Annotated in this window: 16 protein-coding genes and 1 pseudogene; 11 read left to right on the top strand and 6 right to left on the bottom strand. The window is 75.8% G+C overall.

Features of this window, described 5'->3' with window-relative positions; genetic code table 11:
- A partial coding sequence (locus IE330_RS33580; protein WP_190139956.1) for a sensor histidine kinase occupies positions 1–1,550 on the top strand: 1,550 nt, incomplete at its 5' end.
- 151 nt (positions 1,551–1,701) lie between these two features.
- Positions 1,702–2,571, top strand: a complete 870-nt coding sequence (locus tag IE330_RS33575; protein WP_229926110.1) for a 4Fe-4S domain-containing protein — start codon at positions 1,702–1,704, stop codon at positions 2,569–2,571.
- Positions 2,572–2,619: 48 nt separating this feature from the next.
- Here IE330_RS33575 and IE330_RS33570 read toward each other — a convergent pair whose 3' ends face one another.
- Together IE330_RS33570 and IE330_RS33565 are read right to left on the bottom strand one after the other, a co-directional pair.
- Positions 2,620–3,162 (bottom strand): cysteine hydrolase family protein, encoded by a 543-nt coding sequence (locus tag IE330_RS33570; RefSeq protein WP_190139954.1) that lies wholly within the window; start codon positions 3,160–3,162, stop codon positions 2,620–2,622.
- Positions 3,163–3,169: 7 nt separating this feature from the next.
- Positions 3,170–4,399: a cytochrome P450 gene (locus IE330_RS33565; RefSeq protein WP_190139953.1), complete on the bottom strand. Its 1,230-nt coding sequence runs from the start codon at positions 4,397–4,399 to the stop codon at positions 3,170–3,172.
- A gap of 381 nt (positions 4,400–4,780) precedes the next feature.
- Here IE330_RS33565 and IE330_RS40100 point away from each other — a divergent pair.
- The 4 genes and pseudogenes from IE330_RS40100 to IE330_RS33545 all read left to right on the top strand — a co-directional run.
- Positions 4,781–5,059, top strand: a pseudogene (locus IE330_RS40100) (DUF6817 domain-containing protein); the annotation flags it as partial.
- A gap of 303 nt (positions 5,060–5,362) precedes the next feature.
- The gene (locus IE330_RS33555) at positions 5,363–6,271 is read left to right on the top strand and encodes a ketopantoate reductase family protein (RefSeq protein WP_190139959.1); all 909 of its coding nucleotides are present in this window, start codon (positions 5,363–5,365) and stop codon (positions 6,269–6,271) included.
- Positions 6,272–6,514: 243 nt separating this feature from the next.
- Positions 6,515–7,033, top strand: coding sequence for a hypothetical protein (locus IE330_RS33550; protein WP_190139952.1), 519 nt, complete (start codon positions 6,515–6,517; stop codon positions 7,031–7,033).
- An 8-nt stretch (positions 7,034–7,041) separates the two neighbouring features.
- Positions 7,042–8,064 (top strand): amino acid adenylation domain-containing protein, encoded by a 1,023-nt coding sequence (locus tag IE330_RS33545; protein ID WP_229926109.1) that lies wholly within the window; start codon positions 7,042–7,044, stop codon positions 8,062–8,064.
- A 16-nt stretch (positions 8,065–8,080) separates the two neighbouring features.
- Here IE330_RS33545 and IE330_RS33540 read toward each other — a convergent pair whose 3' ends face one another.
- Positions 8,081–8,941: a hypothetical protein gene (locus IE330_RS33540; protein WP_190139951.1), complete on the bottom strand. Its 861-nt coding sequence runs from the start codon at positions 8,939–8,941 to the stop codon at positions 8,081–8,083.
- Between the two features lie 117 nt (positions 8,942–9,058).
- Between IE330_RS33540 and IE330_RS33535 the strand changes: the two genes are divergently transcribed.
- A complete protein-coding gene (locus IE330_RS33535; protein WP_190139950.1) occupies positions 9,059–9,787 on the top strand; it encodes a class I SAM-dependent methyltransferase in 729 nt (242 codons plus the stop codon).
- Between the two features lie 24 nt (positions 9,788–9,811).
- Here IE330_RS33535 and IE330_RS33530 read toward each other — a convergent pair whose 3' ends face one another.
- Positions 9,812–10,762 carry a GlxA family transcriptional regulator gene (locus IE330_RS33530; protein ID WP_190139949.1) on the bottom strand — a complete coding sequence of 317 codons (951 nt, stop codon included), beginning with the start codon at positions 10,760–10,762 and terminating at the stop codon, positions 9,812–9,814.
- Between the two features lie 220 nt (positions 10,763–10,982).
- On the opposite strand from IE330_RS33530, the gene IE330_RS33525 reads away from it, so the two are divergent.
- Positions 10,983–11,636 carry a DJ-1/PfpI family protein gene (locus tag IE330_RS33525; RefSeq protein WP_190139948.1) on the top strand — a complete coding sequence of 218 codons (654 nt, stop codon included), beginning with the start codon at positions 10,983–10,985 and terminating at the stop codon, positions 11,634–11,636.
- Between the two features lie 69 nt (positions 11,637–11,705).
- Positions 11,706–12,248 (top strand): hypothetical protein, encoded by a 543-nt coding sequence (locus IE330_RS33520; protein ID WP_190139947.1) that lies wholly within the window; start codon positions 11,706–11,708, stop codon positions 12,246–12,248.
- Between the two features lie 139 nt (positions 12,249–12,387).
- On the opposite strand, the gene IE330_RS33515 is transcribed toward IE330_RS33520, so the two are convergent.
- Positions 12,388–13,473: a sensor histidine kinase gene (locus tag IE330_RS33515; protein ID WP_190139957.1), complete on the bottom strand. Its 1,086-nt coding sequence runs from the start codon at positions 13,471–13,473 to the stop codon at positions 12,388–12,390.
- Positions 13,474–13,766: 293 nt separating this feature from the next.
- The gene (locus IE330_RS33510) at positions 13,767–14,459 is read right to left on the bottom strand and encodes a response regulator (protein WP_190139946.1); all 693 of its coding nucleotides are present in this window, start codon (positions 14,457–14,459) and stop codon (positions 13,767–13,769) included.
- Between the two features lie 330 nt (positions 14,460–14,789).
- On the opposite strand from IE330_RS33510, the gene IE330_RS33505 reads away from it, so the two are divergent.
- Together IE330_RS33505 and IE330_RS33500 are read left to right on the top strand one after the other, a co-directional pair.
- Entirely contained in the window at positions 14,790–16,067 is a 1,278-nt protein-coding gene (locus IE330_RS33505; protein ID WP_190139945.1) for a DUF418 domain-containing protein, read from the top strand.
- Between the two features lie 255 nt (positions 16,068–16,322).
- A partial coding sequence (locus IE330_RS33500) for a glycosyltransferase family 4 protein (RefSeq protein WP_190139944.1) occupies positions 16,323–17,550 on the top strand: 1,228 nt, incomplete at its 3' end.

Below are 17,550 nucleotides of genomic sequence, written 5' to 3'. Positions count from 1 at the left end.
AGGCCTGGCAGTACGTCTTCGGGCCGGGCGTGGGCGCGACGGTGGCCCGCGAGTCCGGGCCCGACCTCGACGTCCACCTCGTCACCCACGACCGGATGGGCAGGGGCACCGACCTGTCCCGGCCCCCGCGCACCGCCCGGCTCGGCCGCAAGCGGCGCGTCTGCGGCTGGCTCATCGGCATGGCGGGGCCGGTGCTGCTCACGCTGCTGCTGCGCGGTGTCGCCCCGGGCCTCGGGCTCGCCAACGACATGCTGCTGTTCCTGACCCTGACGGTCGCGGCGGCCCTGCTCGGCGGCATGCTGCCGGCGCTCGCCTCCGCCGCCTTCGGCTCCCTGCTGCTCAACTACTACTTCACGCCACCCGTCCACCACGTACTGATCTCCCACTCCCGGAACATCGTCGCCCTCGTCATCTTCATCGCGGTCGCGGTGTCGGTGGCCTCCGTGGTCGACCTCGCCGCGCGCCGCACCCACCAGGCGGCCCGGCTGCGCGCCGAGTCGGAGATACTGTCCCACCTGGCGGGCAGCGTGCTGCGCGGCGAGAACAGCCTCGAATCCCTCCTGGAGACCGTCCGCGAGACCTTCGGCATGGAGTCCGTGGCCCTGCTGGAGCGCGAGCACGACCTCGCGCCCTGGACCTGTACGGCCGGGGTGGGCGCGCGGGCGCACGTCGAGCGCCCCGAGCACGCCGATGTGGACCTGCCGATGGGTGACTCGATGTCCCTGGCGCTCACCGGCCGGGTGCTGACCGCCGAGGACCGCCGCGTGCTCGGCGCGTTCGCCGCGCAGGCCGCCGTCGTCCTGGACCGCCAGCGCCTCCAGACCGAGGCCGACCAGGCCCGGGCGCTCGCCGAGGGCAACCGCATCCGCACCGCCCTGCTCGCCGCCGTCAGCCACGACCTGCGCACCCCGCTGGCCGGGATCAAGGCGTCGGTGTCCAGCCTGCGCTCCGACGACGTCGAGTGGTCCGAGGAGGACCGGGCCGCCCTCCTCGAAGCGATCGAGGAGGGCGCCGACCGGCTCGACCACCTCGTCGGCAACCTCCTGGACATGTCCCGCCTCCAGACCGACACCGTCACGCCGCTGATCCGCGAACTCGACCTGGACGAAGTGGTTCCGCTCGCCCTGGACGCCCTGGCCGTGCCCGCCGGGAACGTCGTCCTCGACATCCCCGAGGACCTGCCGATGGTGGCCGCCGACAAGGGCCTCCTGGAGCGGGTCGTCGCCAACGTCATAGAGAACGCCCTGAAGTACAGCCCCGCGGACGCGACCGTCCTCGTCACCGCGAGCACCACGGCCGACCAGGTGCAACTACGGGTCGTGGACCGCGGCCCCGGCGTCCCCGACGACGCCAAGGAGCGCGTCTTCGAGCCCTTCCAGCGCCACGGCGACGCCCCGCGCGGCGCCGGGGTCGGCCTCGGCCTCGCCGTCGCGCGCGGCTTCACCGAGGCCCTCGGCGGCACCCTCACCGCGGAGGACACCCCCGGCGGCGGCCTGACCATGGTCCTCGTCCTGCCCCGCGTCTCCGAGGGGGAAGTCCGCACCGATTGACCGCTTTTGTCGGGTCGTCAGGGGTGGGTCGTCAGAACGCCGCCGAAGCGCAATGTCCAGATCGGTACCGTCTACCGGTTTCGCGCGCACCTGGGGTATCTCTGGGACGAACGTTCTACCCAGACCCGTTCCTTCAGGAAGGAGCCCGGCCGTGGACGGATGGTACGTGGACGACCGCTGCACCAACTGCGACGTCGCCCGGCAGTACGCGCCCGAACTGATCGGTGAGGTGGACGGGAAGTCACAGGTCCTGCGCCAGCCGCGCGACGAGGCGGAGAACCGCCGCCTGCACGCCGCGGTCTTCGCCTGCCCCACCCGCTCGATCCGGCCCGCCGCGGGGCGGGCGGACCAGGAGCTCGACCCCTTCCCGCTGGCCCTGGACGACGGCGTCCTCATCTGCGGCCACAACGCGACGCACACCGCCGGGGCCAACTCCTACCTGCTGCGGCGGCCCTCCGGAACGCTCATGATGATCGACACCCCGCGCTGGAGCCGCGAGCTGGCACGGCGCTGGACGGCGCACGGCCCCGTCACGGACGTGCTGCTCACCCACCGCGACCACGCCGCGCACGGCCGCCGCTACGCCGACCACTTCGGGGCCCGGCTGTGGATCCACGAGGGCGACCTCGACGCCGCCCCGGACGCCGACCAGGTCATCCGGGGCCTCGCCCCGCGGGAGATCGGCGAAGGCGTCACCGCCCACCCCCTGCCCGGCCACACCCGGGGCAGCGTGCTCTACCTCGCCGACGACCGGTACTGCTTCAGCGGCGACAGCTTCTACTGGTCGCGCACCACCGGCGACCTGGAGGTCGCGGAGAGCGTGACCTGGTACTCCATCGAGGTCCTCGCCGCGTCCCTGGCCAGGACCGCGGGCCGGCTGCGCTTCGAGTGGGTGCTGCCCGGCCACGGCGACCGGCGCCGCCTGCCCGCCGACGAGATGTCCCGCCGGCTGCGCGGGCTGGCGGAGCGCGCCCGGGCGCTCCGCCAGCAGCCCGTGGACTTCACCGCCGTGCGCTGGTGAGACGCTCCGCCAGCCCCGAAGCGGACGCCCAGCCCTCGAAGCGGACGCTCAGCCCTCGAAGCGGACGCTGTCCGCGGGCAGCACGTCCGCCCCCATGTTGATCTCCATCATGCGGAAGGCCGCCTCGGCGAGGTCCGCGTGGATGTGCGCCACCGCGTCCCGCGCCACCGTCACCTTCAGGTGCCGGATGTGGGCGTCGAGGGCGGAGTACAGCACGCACTGCTCGGTGACCTGCCCGACCAGGACGATGTGGGTGATCCCCCGCCGGGACAGCAGATACGTCAGCGGCGTCTCGTAGAAGATCGAGTGCCGGGCCTTCACGACGAACAGCGAGGTCTCGTCGGGCCGCACGGGCTCCACCAGGTCGGCGTGCGGCCCGCGCAGGGCCTCCTGGAGGAGCTCGTCGTGGTGGGAGCGCCAGAGGCCGAAGTTGTCGTTGACGTAGATGACGTCGACGTCCGCGGCGCGGGCCCGCTCGATCAGCGACGTGATCGACGGCAGGGCCTCGCGCACGGAGGAGACGAGGGCGGGGGCGTCCGGGTGGTCGTACGTGTTGATCATGTCGACCACGATCAGGGCGGTGTCGGCCATGGCGGGCTCAGACCGGTTCGATGACGAAGCCGCTGCGCGGCAGCGTCGGCACCCGGCGCAGCGGGATGCGCAGATCCTGCCCGGGCACGCGGTGGTCGAGGCGGGCGAGGCGGGGGAGCAGCGTGCTCAGGACCGCGAGGGTGACGTCCTCACCGGGGCAGCGGTGCCCGCCGGAGACCTCGCCGCCGCCCTGCGGGACCAGCTCGTCGCGCCCCGGCTCGCGCCCGGTGAACCGCTCCGGGTCGAAGGTGTACGGGTCGGTCCACAGCTCCGGATCGTGGTTCTGGCCGTAGAGGTCGAGCAGGACCATCGTGCCCTCGGCGATGCGCTGGCCGCGCCACTCCACGTCCTGCGGCGCGAGCCCGGCGACGAACGGCGCGAACGGGTAGAAGCGGCGCACCTCGTGCGCGAACGCCCGCGCGTACCCGTCGCGGTCCTCCGCGAGGGGCGCGCGCAGCTCCGGCTTGCGGTGCAGGGCGTGCGCGCCGAACACGACGAACCAGGTGACGGCGATGGTGGGCCGCAGGACGTTGAGGATCTCGACGGCCGCGGTCCGCGCGTCCAACAGGTGGCCGTCGGCGTCCCGGTGCGCCGCGACGGCCCGCAGCGCGGTGGAGGGCCGCGCGGTGTCGCCGCCGGAGGGGTCGGTGCGGCGGATCTCCTCGATCAGGCCGGCCAGCCGTTCCTCCTGGCGGGCGCGGGCCCGCCGGGCCCGCCAGTGCCGCGGCCCCGCCGTCGCGAAGCCGTCCACCATGGCCACGAGGTCGCGGGCCAGGAGCCGCACGTCCTCCTCCGGCTCCGTCGGGACGCCCGTCCAGGCGCAGACGGCCCGGGTCAGGACCAGGCTCACCTCGTCGAACAGCGTCAGCCGGGAGCCGGTGCGCCACTCCTTGCGGGCCCGCTCCCACTCCTCGGCGACGTGTTCGGCCAGCCTGGCGATACCGGAGGCGTCCGTGAGGAGGGACACGAACAGGGCCTTGCGCCGCCGGTGCTCCTCCCCGTCGAGGGTGTGCACGGCGCCGTGGCCGAAGAGGGTGCTGAGGATCGGCTCGGGCAGGGCCGTCCGGCGGCGCACGTGCGCCTCGTCGTAGAAGAACGCGACCGCCGCCGGTCCGCGCAGGGCCACGGCGGGCTTGCCGAGCAGCCGGGTGCGGACGACCCCGCCGCCCTGCTTGCGGGTGAGGTCGGGGAGCCAGGCGTAGCCCTGGGAGAGCAGCGGCAACGTGCTGTCGAGCATTCGGTCCTCCTGGGGTCGCGGATGCGCTGCGTATGCGTATGTGTGTGCGGATGTCCGCGTGCCCGGTGTGATCGTCGGTATGTCTGGTGCCCGCTGTCCTGATGTCTCGTATACGACTACGTGTCGTACGAGGTGCCCTTTATGCCCGGTTTTGGGCGTCGGCTCGTCCTCAGCGTACGCAGGCCCGTCCCGTCGCGCTCGACGTCCTGAGACCCAAGGAGAAGCTTGGGTGTGGTGACAGGATTCGAGGATTGACTTGGAGCTGGGCCACGCTGAAGATCACTACGGGCCCAGGGCGGCAACCCGCCGCGCGCCGCCGGATCCGGACCGCGTCGGCGCGCTGCGGGTGCCGACCCGCCATTTCCCGGAAGGACGGTCCCCTTGCACACTCCACGGAACGACACACCGGCGGACGCTCCCCGGACCACGCCGCCGCGCACCCCCAAGGCCGCCGACGCCCTGGCGCTGCTGCGCGCGCTCGGTGCCGAGGACGTCGCCCACCCGGGCGGCACCCTCCTCGCCCACCTGCGGCGCGTCCACGACCGGCTCGCAGCCTGGGGAGCCCGCGACGCGCTGCGCCTCGCGGGCCTGTGCCACGCCGCGTACGGCACGGACGGCTTCGCCACCGCCCTGCTGCCCCCGGCGCGCCGCGGCGAACTCGCCGCCGTCATCGGCGCGGAGGCCGAGGCGCTGGTCCACCGGTACGCGAGCTGCGACCGCGCCGCCACCCACCCGGCCCTCGCGGAGCCCACCGGGCCCTTCCGCGACCGCCTCACCGGCGCCACCTCCGTCCTCTCGGCCCGGGAGCGCGCGGACCTCGCCGAGCTGACCGCCGCCAACGAACTCGACCTGGCCGCCGAGGACCCGGCCTTCCGCGCCGCCCACGGGGACGACCTGCTCGCCCTGTTCACCCGGCTGGAGCCCCTGCTGAGCCCGGCCGCCCGGCAGGACGTCCCGCGGGTCCTGGCCCCCGCGCCCCCCGACCGCCCGTGGACCGTGGCCGTGCTGGGCCCCGGGGGAGTGGGCGGCCTCCTCGCCGGGCTCCTGGCCCGCGCCGGGCACCGCGTCGTCTGCGTGGCGGGCGAGCGCACGGTCCAGGCCCTCCGCGCGGGCGGATTGCGCGTCAGCAGCCGCCAGTTCGGCGACTTCGCGGTCCCCGTCGAGGCGGACACCGCGCTGCGGGAGCCGGTCGACCTGTGCCTGGTCACCGTCAAGCACACCGCCCTGGCCGACGCCCTGGCACGCGTCCCGGACGCCGCGCCGGCCACCGGCACCGTCGTCCCCCTGCTCAACGGCGTCGAGCACCCGGCCGCGCTGCGCGCCCACTTCGCCTCCGGGCGCGTGGTGCCCGGCGTCATCCGGGTCGAGTCGGCCCGCACCGCACCCGGGGTGATCACCCACCACAGCCCCTTCACCGAGATCGACCTGGCGGGCCCGCCGGAGCGCCTGGCACCCCTGGCCGACGTGCTGCGCGCCGCGGGCGTCCGGACCCGGGTGCGGGCCGACGAGACCGCCATGCTCTGGGCCAAGCTGGCATTCCTCGCGCCGCTCGCCCTGCTCACCACCCGCCACCGCCGCACCGCGGGCGAGGTGCGCGACCGGCACCGCGCCGAGCTGGTGGCGCTGGTCGAGGAGGCCGCAGCGGTCGCCCGGGCCTGCGGCGCCGCCACCGACCCGGCCCAGGTCCTCGCCCTGTACGACAGCTTCCCGCCGGACACGCGGTCGTCGATGCAGCGCGACGCCGAGGCGGGCCGCCCGCTGGAACTGGACGCGATCGGCGGGGCGCTGCTCCGGGCCGCCGCCCGCCACCGGGTCGCCACACCGGTCGCCCGGCGCCTCGTCGCGGACCTCACCCCCCCAATGACCGCCTGACCGCCTGACCGCCTGACCGCCTGACCGTCTGCCCGGCTTACCGGCCGACTCACCGACCGGCTGCCCCACTGCCCCACTGCCCCACTGACCGGCTGACCGGACGGCGTACGGCACGGGTGCCCCGGCCCGTCCGCCGTGCGGCGCGGATTCCCTACGCCGGGCCGGGGAGAGTGCTGCGGGGCGCGCGGTGCGGTGGGATCCTCGTCGGCAGACAGCACGCCCACCGGCTGTCAGGGGGATGCGATGCGCGGAACACGACGCGTCAGGCGGGCGGGCGCCCTGTGCCTCGCGGCCGCCGCGGTGGTCGCGGGGACGGCCGGCTGCGGAGGCGGCGGCGCCGACCCGGCGGACCCCCGCGACAGCTCGGGTCTCCCGGCGTCCGCGCCCACCGCCGCACCTCCCGACGGCCCCGCCGGGGACGGCGGAAACGGCACGGACACCACCGGCGGCGCACAAGGCGGTCAGGGCGACCCGGACGGTCGGGGCGGCGAGGGCGGCGAGGGCGGCGACGACATTCCGCCGGTCTCCGCCCCTCCGGTCGCCCCGGGCGGCGGTGACGACGGCGGGACCGGCTCCGGCGTGTACCCCAGCGGGGACACCGGCGGCGACGGCGGCGGCTTTCCCCCCACGGACGGCACGCCCGACCTCACCACCCCGCCGCCGGGGCCCTGCGACGACACCCCCGCCTCCTGCGTCCCCTCACCCTCGCCCGCACCCGTGGACTCCGCGAGCCTCCCGCCCGCGGCCGGCGACGGGTCCTGACCCCGGCGATGGCAGCGGATCCGCCGCGGGCCCGGCGCGCCGTACCCGGGACCGCCGGGGCACGCCTGTCCGCCCGGCGCCGCGCCCACGGCCCCGCCCGCACACCACCGGCCCGCACCCCGTCGGCCCGCACCCCGTCGGCCCGCACACCACCCGCCCGCACGCCCCGCCCCGCGCCCGACCCGGCACCGCCCGCCGACCCCGGCGGACGCCTGGAGTACGCCAACTCGGCCCTCGGCGCGGGCTCGTTCGCCGTGGGGCTCATGCTGTACGCGGGCTACCTCTACGTCGACGCGTTCTACAGCCACTTCCACCTCGGCACGTTCGCCGTCGGCTTCGACTCGCTGGAGTTCGCGCTGCGCAGCCTGCGGCTGGTCACGCTCCCCGTGTTCGCCTCCCTCGCGGTGCTCTTCCTCGTCCCGCACGTGCCGGAGCTGATGGCCGTGCTCGGCGTGGGCGATCGCCGCGTCCGCGCCGCCCGCGCGTGGGGCCACGCCCTCGCGCGGCTGCACCCCCTCCTCATCGCGGCGGGCATCCTCCTCATGGCGCTGTGGCAGGTCCTGCACCCCTACCACTGGGTCGCGCCCCTGTGCGTCGCCGCGGGGCTGCTCCTCGGCCAGACCTCCGCGGCGACGGCCCGCGCGCCGCGCGGGCGGCGGGCGTGGGAGCGGGCGGCGGCCCTCACGGTCGCCGGGGTCTTCCTGATGTGGGTCGTGGCCCTCGCGGCCGGGGAGCTGGGCCGCCGGGACGCGCGCCGCGCCGCGGACCACCTGGTCAACCGGGTGGCCGTCGTCGTCCTCAGCACGGAGCGGCTGAGCCTGACCGGCCCCGGCGTCGTGGCCGAGGACCTCGGCCGGGGCCTGCGCTACCGCTACCGCTACAGCGGGCTCCGGCTGCTGGTGGAGCGGGACCACCGCTACTACGTGCTGCCGCTCGGCTGGCGGAAGGACCGGGACGCGACGTTCGTCGTCGAGGACGACGACACGGTCCGCGTGGAGCTGCGGCCCGGCGCCCGGCGCGGCCCGCGCTGACGTGGCGCCCGGCCGGTCAGGCGGCCCGGGGCCGCGACTCGTACAGGCGCGTGTAGTAGCGGCCCGCCGCCTCCAGGCCGGTGGGGTCGTCGCCCGTGGCCAGGACCCGGGCGACGGCGTCCCGCTGCTCCTCGGGACCGGTGAAAAGCCGCTGCGGGTACAGGCGTTCCGGGTCCGTCGTGGTGGTCAGGCCGTGCGCGGCGAGGCGCGCGGCGATCCGGTCGTAGGGGACCGTGCGCAGCACGAACGCGCTCACCCACAGCGGCAGCCGGACGTGTTCGAGCAGCGCGTCGAACGTGCGGTGCGACACGTAGCCGACGCCGCCGGTGACGGTCACCAGGCCGACGCGGCCGAGCGCGCGGACGAGGCCGGGACTGGGCGGCACCCGCTCCAGGTTCTCCGCGTACGCCTCGTCGAGCAGCCCCACCGCCAGGGCGTACGCCGTGGCCTCGGCCGAGGTGTCCAGGCCGACGACCCGCACCGCGTCGGCCCGGCGGCGCGCGGCGTAGAACTCCTTGTCGCGTTCGAGGAGTTCGCCCGCCGTCAGGCGGTCCGCCTCCGCGCCCGTGTAGTGCGCGTACAGGTCGGCGAGCGTGAGGTCGTGGTTGAGCAGCGCCGCGTTGATGCCGTACGAGCAGCACAGGTCGAGGACCGTGATCCGCTCGCCGCCGGTGCCGGGCGGGGCGCTCCGCTCCCGCTCGGCGAGCGTCCGGCGGAAGACGCCCTGGGCGTGCTGCGGTATCTCGTACGCGAAGGGCGCCAGGCGGCGGAAGTACGCCCGCGGGTCGGGCCGGTCGTAGATGTCGTCGAAGCGGGTCTTGCCCGCCATCTCGCCCATGGCCGGACCGCTGTCGTCGGGTGTCGTGCGTGCGCGCATGGGGGACCTCCGTGAAGTGGGTGCGGGATGCGGCAGTCGAAGCTGTACCCGACGCCGTCGCCGGACCGGTAGACCGTGTGGCGGTTCCCGGCCACGCCGACTCACTAGGCTGTGCCGGTGTTCACCTCCCAGGGTCCCTCGCTGCGCGATCTCGCCGCGCAGGCGCTGTCGTCCACCGAGCACGGCTACGACCTGCTGGCCCCCACGTTCGACCACACGCCGTTCCGCACCCCCGACCGCGTCCTGGCCGCGACCGCCGCGGCGCTGCGCCCGCTCGGCCCGTTCCCGGCCGGTCTCGACCTGTGCTGCGGCACCGGGGCCGGGGTGGAGGCGCTGCTGCCGCTGTGCCGGGAACGCGTCACGGGCGTCGACTTCAGCGCCGGGATGCTCGCCCGGGCGCGGGCCGCGGTCACCGCGCCCGGGGCGCGACCCGCGCTCGACTGGGTGCGCGCCGACGCCCGCGCGCTGCCGTTCGACGGGGCCTTCGACCTGGCGGTCAGCTTCGGGGCGTTCGGGCACTTCCTGCCCGCCGAGCGGCCGGGGCTCTTCGCCCAGGTGCACCGGGCGCTGCGCCCCGGCGGCCTGTTCGCCTTCCCGCTCGGCGCGCCCCCGCCCCCGACGTCGCCGTGGTACTGGGCCACGCTCGGCTTCGACGCGGCGATGCGGGTGCGCAACGCCCTGTGGCGCCCCCGCTTCGTCATGTACTACCGCACGTTCCCCCTGGCCGGGGTGCGCGCGGACCTGGAGCGCGCCGGGTTCGCGGTGGAGCTGTGGCCGCTGGAGGGGTTCGGGCGCCGCGCCGACGGCAGCCCCCGCTGCCGGCTCGTGGTGGCGCGCAGGGCGTGAGCACCGCCGGGCCGGTCGGGCGGCTCAGGCGCCGCTGCTGCTGAACGCCCGCCGGTACGCCTGCGGGCTGACCCCGGCGACCCGCTTGAAGCGGTCCCGGAACGCCGTCGGCGAGCCGAAGCCGACCTGCGCGGCGATGCGCTCCACCGGGTGGGCGGTGGTCTCCAGGAGGTGCTGGGCCCGGCGGACCCGCGCCCGGTGCAGCCACTGCAGCGGCGTCGTGCCGGTCTGCTCGCGGAAGCGGCGCAGCAGCGTACGGCTGCTCAGGCCCGCGTGCGCGGCGATGTCGTCGAGCGTCAGCTCCCGGGCCGCGTTCTCCTCCAGCCAGGCCAGGAGGGGTTCGAGCGCCTGGCCGCGCGGGCTGGCCGGGGGCAGGTTGACGATGAACTGGGCCTGGCCGCCCTCGCGTTCCAGCGGCATCACGGACGCGCGCGCGGCGTCCGCGGCGACCGCCGAACCGTAGTCGCGGCGGATCATGTGCAGGCACAGGTCCATCCCCGCGGCGGCCCCCGCGGAGGTGAGGATCTGGCCGTTGTCCACGTACAGCACGTCCGGGTCGACGTCGATGTCCGGGTACGCCGCGGCGAGTTCGCCCGCCGCGTACCAGTGCGTCGTGGCCCGCAGCCCCGCCAGCAGCCCGGCCCGCGCGAGGACGAACGTACCGACGCAGATGGAGGCGATGCGCGTGCCCGCGGCGGCCGCGGCGCGCAGCGCCCGCAGGACGTCCTCGCGCACCGGCGCCGTCGGGTCGTGCACGCCCGGCACGACCACCGTGTCCGCGTCGGCGAGCGCGGCGAGCCCGTGCGGCGCCCGCAGCGTGAACGCGCCCGCGTCGACCTCGTCCGTGGCCGCGCACACCCGCACGCGGTAGCCCGCCCGCTCCCCGGGCAGCCGGGTCCGGGCGAACACGTCGATCGGCATGGCCAGATCGGAGGGGATGACATCGTCCAGGGCGAGGACGGCGACCGTGTGCATGGCGGCAACGTACGTCACCACCGGCCTACCGCCAAGCCCGCCCACCGGGCACCGACGGGCCGCTCCCCCACGCCCAGGGGCAGATCCCCGGCACACGGCCCCTTCTCCCTCCTGGCGATATCCCGTTGAAAGCTGTCATTCCTGCCGCTGTCGGGGCGGGACCGGCCCTGGCTAGCCTCGGCGGTGCCCGAGCCCCCCGTCACGGAAACGGAACCTCCGCATGCATGTGCAGGCAGTGCTCTTCGACGGCTTCGACCCGCTGGACGTCCTCGGACCGGTGGAGATCCTGTACGCCGGCGGCCTCGCCACCGGCGGAGGCGTGACCGTCGAGCTGGTGTCGGCCGAGGGCCCGCGCCGGGTCCCCGGCGGCCTGGAGGCGGTCGGCCTCACGGCCACGGCGAAGCTCGACCCCGCGTGCGCCGACGTGATCCTGCTGCCCGGCGCCGCCGGAGCGAGCGAGCAGACCGGGCCGGACGACGACAGCATCCCCGCGCGGCTCGGGCGCGCGGCGCGCACCGAACTGCCCGCGCTGCTCGGCGAGGCGCTGGCCCGCCCCGACGTGACCGTGGCCGGTGTGTGCGGCGGCTCGCTGCTCCTGGCGCTGGCCGGGCTCATCAAGGGGCGCCCCGCCACCGGGCACCACGACGCCCTGGACGCCATGGCCGGGCTCGGCGTCCGGACGGTCCGGGCGCGGGTCGTCGACGACGGCGACCTGGTCACCGCCGGTGGCGTCACCTCGGGCCTCGACCTCGGCCTGCACCTCCTGGAGCGCGCCCACGGCCCGCGGATCGCGCACGCCGTCGAGGAGCTCTTCGCCTACGAGCGCCGGGGCGTCGTCTGGCGCGAGACCGGCGCCGAACCCGTGCCGGTCTGACCCGGTCCCGACCCGGTCCACCCCTCACACCCGGGTGCCCAGCGGCCCCGTGAGTCCGAAAGCTCTGTGATGACGAAACTCTTCCTGGTCCTGCACGTCCTCGCGGCGATCGTCGCCGTGGGCCCGGTCACCGTGGCCGCCAGCATGTTCCCCAGGGTCCTGCGCGAGGCTCTGGCCGCGCCCGGTGACGCGCGCCCGGTCACGACCCTGCGGACGCTGCACCGCATCTGCCGCGTGTACGGCGGACTCGGCATCGCCGTGGTGGTGTTCGGCTTCGCCACCGCGAGCAGCATGGACGTCCTGGGCAGCGTCTGGCTGATCGTCTCGATCGCGCTGACGTTCCTGGCCGCCGTGATCCTGCTGGTCCTCCTCCTGCCCCGGCAGGAGGAGGCGCTCGCGGCCCTCACCGCCCCCGCCCCCGCTCCCGCCGCCGGCGACGTGGCGGGGGCGGGCGCGGCGGAGGCCGGGGGCGGAGCGGGGGGCGGTGTCGTCGTACGGCCTGACGCCAGAACGAGCGTTCTCCTCGGTGCGTACACAGGTGTCTTCAACGTCCTCTGGGCGACCGTCACGGTCCTGATGATCGTCAGGCCGGGGTCCACGACCGGAGCCTGATGCCGCACATGTGGCACGGCTCTGGCGGGGGCCGGTGCCCGTGCCCCATGCTCGCGGGAAGACGTGCCCGCCGGGCGGACACGGCACGGACGGTGCCGTCCCCCGTCGCCCGGCGGGCCACCTCGCACGGCCGGGGCGGTCAGCCGCCCCCGGCGGGGACGCCGAGGCGGACGCGGTAGCCGCCGTCCGGCGTGGGCCCCGCGTGGAACGTGGCGTGCAGCAGCTCCGCGCGTTCACGCAGGCCGATCAGGCCCTGGTGGGAGCCCGGCAGCGGCAGCGAGGGACGGGTCGGCGGGGTGTTGGTGACGGTCACGCCGAACTCCTCGCCGTCGTCCCAGAGGTGCACGCGCGCACGGGCCCCCGGCGCGTGCTTGCGTACGTTCGTCAGGGCTTCCTGGACGGTGCGGTAGACGGTGCGCTGGGCGGGGGTCGCGATGTCCGGGGGCAGCGCCCCGGTCAGCTCCGCGTCGATGCCGCTGGAGGAGACCAGGGCCTTCAGGTCGGCGAGCGTGGGCTGCGGGGTGAGCTCGGTGGCCCGGCCGCCGGAGGCGCGCAGGAGGGAGACCATGTGGCGCAGCTCGTCGAGCGTGCTGACGCTCAGCGAGCGGATGGTGCGGGCCGCCTCCCGCGAGTCCGCGTCCTTGGCCGCCACCTGCCAGGCACCGGCCCGCACCGCGATCAGCGACACCTGGTGCGAGACGACGTCGTGCATCTCGCGGGCGAGCTGCGCGCGCTCCTCGGCGAGCACGGCCTGGGCGTGCAGCGCGCGTTCGTGCTCGCGGGCCTCCTCGATCTCGGCGAGGCGGCGCGACAGGTCCCTGCGGGCCTGCGTGAGCTGGCCGAGCAGCACCGGGGCGGCCGCCGTCCCCAGCGTGTACACGAAGTAGATCGCCGTCCAGGTCCGGTCCTCGGAGGCGAGGTCGGTCACCGGCCACGGGCTGGCCATGGCGGCGGCCGCGAGGACCGCGCACACCGCGAGGAGCCGGCGGTCGCGGCTCCGGTCGGCCAGCGTGAACAGGGCGGTGAGCGGCGGCACCAGGATCTCCAGCGTCAGTGCCGCAGGGAGCGTCAGCAGGAACACCGCCAGCGGGAAGCGGCGCCGGGCCACGAGCGCGGCACAGGCGACCACCGCGCAGGCGAGGACGCCCGGGCCGCCGTCGTACAGGTTGAGGCCGATGTCGACCGCCGCGCAGACCACGACGAGCACGTCCGCGACCCGGGGCAGCACGCGCCGCAGCCGCTCCCACCCCGCAGCACTCCCCGCCCCGGCCACCGAGGCCGCGCCCTCGGACGCCCCACCCGCGTCCTGCTCCAGCACCCCGTTCCCGTCTCCGTCCAGCGCCCCGTCCCCGTCCCGGTCCAGCACTCCGCCCCCGTCCCCGTCCCGGCCCGGTGTCCCGCTCCCGTCCGGCAGGACCGCGTCCGTGCTGTCCGCCACGGTGCCCTCCGCCGGGGCCGAGCCCGCCTGCGCGCCGCAGGCGTCCGTGCCGCCCTGCTCCGGCCCCTGCGTGCCCCGCCTCACCGTGCCTCCCGCGCCGTGGGTTCGCCCGGGCCGGGCGCCGCCCCGCCGAGCAGCCCCGCGCGCTCGGCGAGGAGCGCGGCCTGGACCCGGCTGGTGACGCGGAGCTTGGTGAGGATGGCGCTCACGTGGTCCTTCACGGTGCCCGCGCTGAGGTGCAGGCGGATGCCGATGTCGGCGTTTGTCAGGCCCTCGGCGACGAGGACGAGGACGTCGCGCTCGCGGCCGGTGAGGCGGGCCACGCGCGCCCGGTCCGCGCCGTCCGCGCCGCCGCCGGGGCCGGGGTGCGCGCGGAGCATGGAGCGGGAGGCCTTGGGGGACATCACGACGCCGCCCGCGGCCAGCGTCCGCACGAGCTGGGCGAGCTGGTCCGGCTCGGTGTCCTTGAGCAGGAACCCGGCCGCGCCGGACCGCAGCGCGGTCACGATGTACTCGTCGGTGTCGAACGTGGTCAGCATCCCCACGACCGGTGCCCGCGGCAGCGACCGCAGCTCCCGCAGCACGGTGAGGCCGTCGACGTCCGGCATCCGGATGTCGAGCAGGACGACGTCCGGCTGCTCGCGCCGCACGGTCTCCACGGCGTCGGACCCGGCGGCGGTCGCGACGACGCGCAGGTCCTCGGCCGCGTTGAGGATGAGCTCGAAGCCGGACCGCACCAGTGCCTCGTCGTCCACCACTACCACCCGGATCACGCCTGTCCCGCCTCGCCAACGTCGCCGTCCCGCGGCGCTCGTGCCCGCGAGGGGGACCCGCCCCCCGCCGTGCTGCCGCCGCGGGGGCGCCGCCCCGCGGCGCTCCGGCCGCGGGCCGTGACCGGCCGCGCGGCGCTCCCGCCCGCCGAGCCGGTCGTCCCCGCCCGCACTCTAGGCGGCGCCGCCCGCCGCGCGCGGGGGCGGCCACGGCCACCCGCCACCCGGCGTGGCGGTTCCAGCCGTTCGGGGGGAGCGGGTGCCCTGACGGCAGGGCGGCCCCGGACGACTGCCGGATACGCCCCGCGGCACCCGCCGCCGAGGCTGAGCGGCATGACAGAGCACGCAGTGGCCCCGGCCTCCGCGGGAGCCCCGGCCACGGCGCCACCCGCACCACCGTCCGCGAAGGCACCGCCCTCGGATCCCCCCGCCCCCTCGTCCGGGGAGCCGCCCGCGCACCCGCCCCCCACAGGCCGCCTCATAGGCGTCGACCTGGCCCGCGGCCTCGCCGTCTTCGGCATGTACGCGGCCCATGTGGGCCCCGACCCGGCGACCACGGGCGGCGTGCGCGGGTTCCTCATGGAGCTGGCGCACGGCCGGTCGTCGGCGCTGTTCGCGTTCCTCGCGGGCTTCTCGGTCGTCCTCATGACCGGGCGGACGCCCCGCACCGGCCGCGCCGGACGCCGGGCCGTCGCGAAGGTCGTCGTCCGCGCCGTCGTCCTGCTCGCGCTCGGCACCGCGCTGACCATGACCGACACGCCCGTCGAGGTGATCCTCGCCTTCTACGGCCTGTACTTCCTGCTGGTCCTGCCGCTGTACCGGCTTTCGGCGCGGACGCTCGCCGAGATCGCCGTGGTCGCCGCGCTGGTCCTGCCGCAACTGCTCTTCCTGATCGTCCGCGCGGTGTACGAGGACGGCGCCCTCGGCGGCGGCTCGACCGGCCCCGGCGCCTGGCCGCGCACGGCGGACGGCCTGGTGTCGCTCTTCTTCACCGGTTCGTACCCGGCCCTGTCGTGGCTGCCGTTCGTCGTGGCGGGGATGGCGGTGGCGCGCCTGGACCTGACCGCCGGCGCCGTCCGCGTCCGCCTCGCGCTGACCGGCGCGGGCCTGGCCGTCCTCGGGTACGGCGGCTCCTGGCTGGCACTGCACCACCTGCCCGGCGTCGCCCGGGCCCTCGACGGCGCGGGCTGGCACGGCACCGGCACGGCCTGGTGGTCGGACGTCGCGGGCTGGCCCGAGGAGGACACCTGGGGCTGGCTGTTCGTCGCCGCGCCGCACAGCGAGACGACCCTGTCCGTCGTGGCGAACACGGGCGTGGCCCTGGCCGTGCTGGCCGGCTGCCTCCTGGCGCTCGACGCGCTGCCCCGGCTGCGCCGCGCGGCGGGCCCCGTCATCGCCGTGGGCTCGATGTCCCTGACCGCGTACGTGTTCCACATCGCGGCCATCCGCCTCCTCGGCCTGGAGGAGCTGCCGGGGCCTTCGCTGAGGGTGCTGCTCGGTTTCGTCGCGGGCGTGACCGGTTTCGCGGTGCTGTGGTCGCGGTTCTTCCGGCGCGGCCCGCTGGAGTGGCTCCTGTGGCGGGCGACGAAAGTCGCGGACCGCGTCCCCTGATGCACCCTGAGACCCCCGCCGTTCGGCGGGGGTCGCTCCCGCCGCCCGGCGCCCTTGATCCGACCCCGGCGGGATGCCCCCGGCCCCGCCGACCATGGAGGGTGTAGTGACCACGGACATCTCGGGGCAAGAGTCCACCTACGGCACCAGAAGCATCACAAGCACCACGACACCGGATACCCCGCCCGCACCACCGAACACCCCCCGTCCGCTCGGGGCGTCACCACAACGAAGGGCCACGGGACAGCCTCCCTCATGAAGATCACCTTCCTGCTCTACAACGCGTACGGCATCGGCGGCACCATCCGCGCGACGGCGAACCTGGCCACCGCGCTCGCCGGGCGCCACGAGGTCGAGATCGTCTCGTACTACCGCACCGCCGACCGCCCGAGCCTGCCCTTCGGCCCCGGTGTCACCCTCCGCTCCCTCGTCGACCTGCGCCGCGGCTCCCGGCAGTACGACGGCGACGACCCCGCCCAGGCGCGGCTCGGCACCGTGTGCCGCCACGACCACCCGTACAGGAGCGCGACCCCGCCCAGCGCGCTCGGCGAGGCGCGGCTCGCCGCGTACCTGCGCCGCACCGACGCCGACGTGGTCGTCGCGACCCGGCCCTACCTGGTGTGCTTCCTCGCCGAGCACGGCCGCACCGACCACCTGCGCATCGGCCAGGAACACGTCACGCACGACTTCCACAACCCGGGGCTGCGCCGCGACCAGGACGCCGCCATCGGTCGCCTGGACGCGTTCGTGACCGTCTCGCACGGCGACGAGCGCGCCTACCGCGCGGCCCTGCCCGACGTCGCCACCCGCCTCACCCACATCCCCAACTGCTGCCCCGCCCCCGAGACCGAGCCCTCCTCCGGCGACAGCCGGACCGTCGTCGCGGCGGGCCGCCTCGTCCCGGTCAAGCGGTACGACCGCCTGATCGGCGCGTTCGCCAAGGTCGCCGCGGAGCACCCGGACTGGACCCTGCGGATCTACGGGCGCGGCCGCGAGAAGGAGAAGCTGCGCCGCCGCGTGCGCGAGCTCGGCCTGCACGACCACGTGTTCCTGATGGACCCGCACTCGCCCATCGACACCGAGTGGGCCAAGGGCGCCATCGCGGCCGTCTCCAGCTCCACCGAGTCGTTCGGCATGACGATCGTGGAGGCCATGCGCCTGGGCGTGCCGGTGGTCAGCACCGACTGCGACTTCGGGCCGCGCGAGATCATCACGCACGGCGAGGACGGGCTGCTCGTCCCGGTGGACGGCCCGGACGCCGCCGTCGAGGAGGGCATCGCCGACGCCCTGTGCCGCCTCATCGAGAACGACGCCGAACGCCTCCGCATGGCCCGGGCCGCGATCCGCTCCACGCGCCGCTTCCTGCCCGAGCACATGGCCGCCCAGTACGAGGCGCTGATCGACGACCTCCGCCCGGGCACGGCGGCGCCCAGCCGGAGCAGGCCCCGGGCCGCGGCCCCCGCCCGCACGCCCCGGCAGCGCG

The sequence above is a fragment of the Streptomyces longispororuber genome, assembly GCF_014656095.1.
Lineage (GTDB): Bacteria > Actinomycetota > Actinomycetes > Streptomycetales > Streptomycetaceae > Streptomyces > Streptomyces longispororuber.
The sequence above is the reverse complement of the archived record's forward strand: the minus strand, read 5'-3'. Positions and strand labels throughout refer to the sequence as shown.

What these genes read in the sequence shown, in the direction of transcription:
- IE330_RS33525 (WP_190139948.1), top strand. Translation starts at nt 10,983, where the DNA reads ATGCATGTGCAGGCAGTGCTCTTCGACGGCTTCGACCCGCTGGACGTC.
- IE330_RS33520 (WP_190139947.1), top strand. Translation starts at nt 11,706, where the DNA reads ATGACGAAACTCTTCCTGGTCCTGCACGTCCTCGCGGCGATCGTCGCC.
- IE330_RS33545 (WP_229926109.1), top strand. Translation starts at nt 7,042, where the DNA reads ATGGCAGCGGATCCGCCGCGGGCCCGGCGCGCCGTACCCGGGACCGCC.
- IE330_RS33530 (WP_190139949.1), bottom strand. Translation starts at nt 10,762, where the DNA reads ATGCACACGGTCGCCGTCCTCGCCCTGGACGATGTCATCCCCTCCGAT.
- IE330_RS33540 (WP_190139951.1), bottom strand. Translation starts at nt 8,941, where the DNA reads ATGCGCGCACGCACGACACCCGACGACAGCGGTCCGGCCATGGGCGAG.
- IE330_RS33565 (WP_190139953.1), bottom strand. Translation starts at nt 4,399, where the DNA reads ATGCTCGACAGCACGTTGCCGCTGCTCTCCCAGGGCTACGCCTGGCTC.
- IE330_RS33570 (WP_190139954.1), bottom strand. Translation starts at nt 3,162, where the DNA reads ATGGCCGACACCGCCCTGATCGTGGTCGACATGATCAACACGTACGAC.
- IE330_RS33550 (WP_190139952.1), top strand. Translation starts at nt 6,515, where the DNA reads ATGCGCGGAACACGACGCGTCAGGCGGGCGGGCGCCCTGTGCCTCGCG.
- IE330_RS33505 (WP_190139945.1), top strand. Translation starts at nt 14,790, where the DNA reads ATGACAGAGCACGCAGTGGCCCCGGCCTCCGCGGGAGCCCCGGCCACG.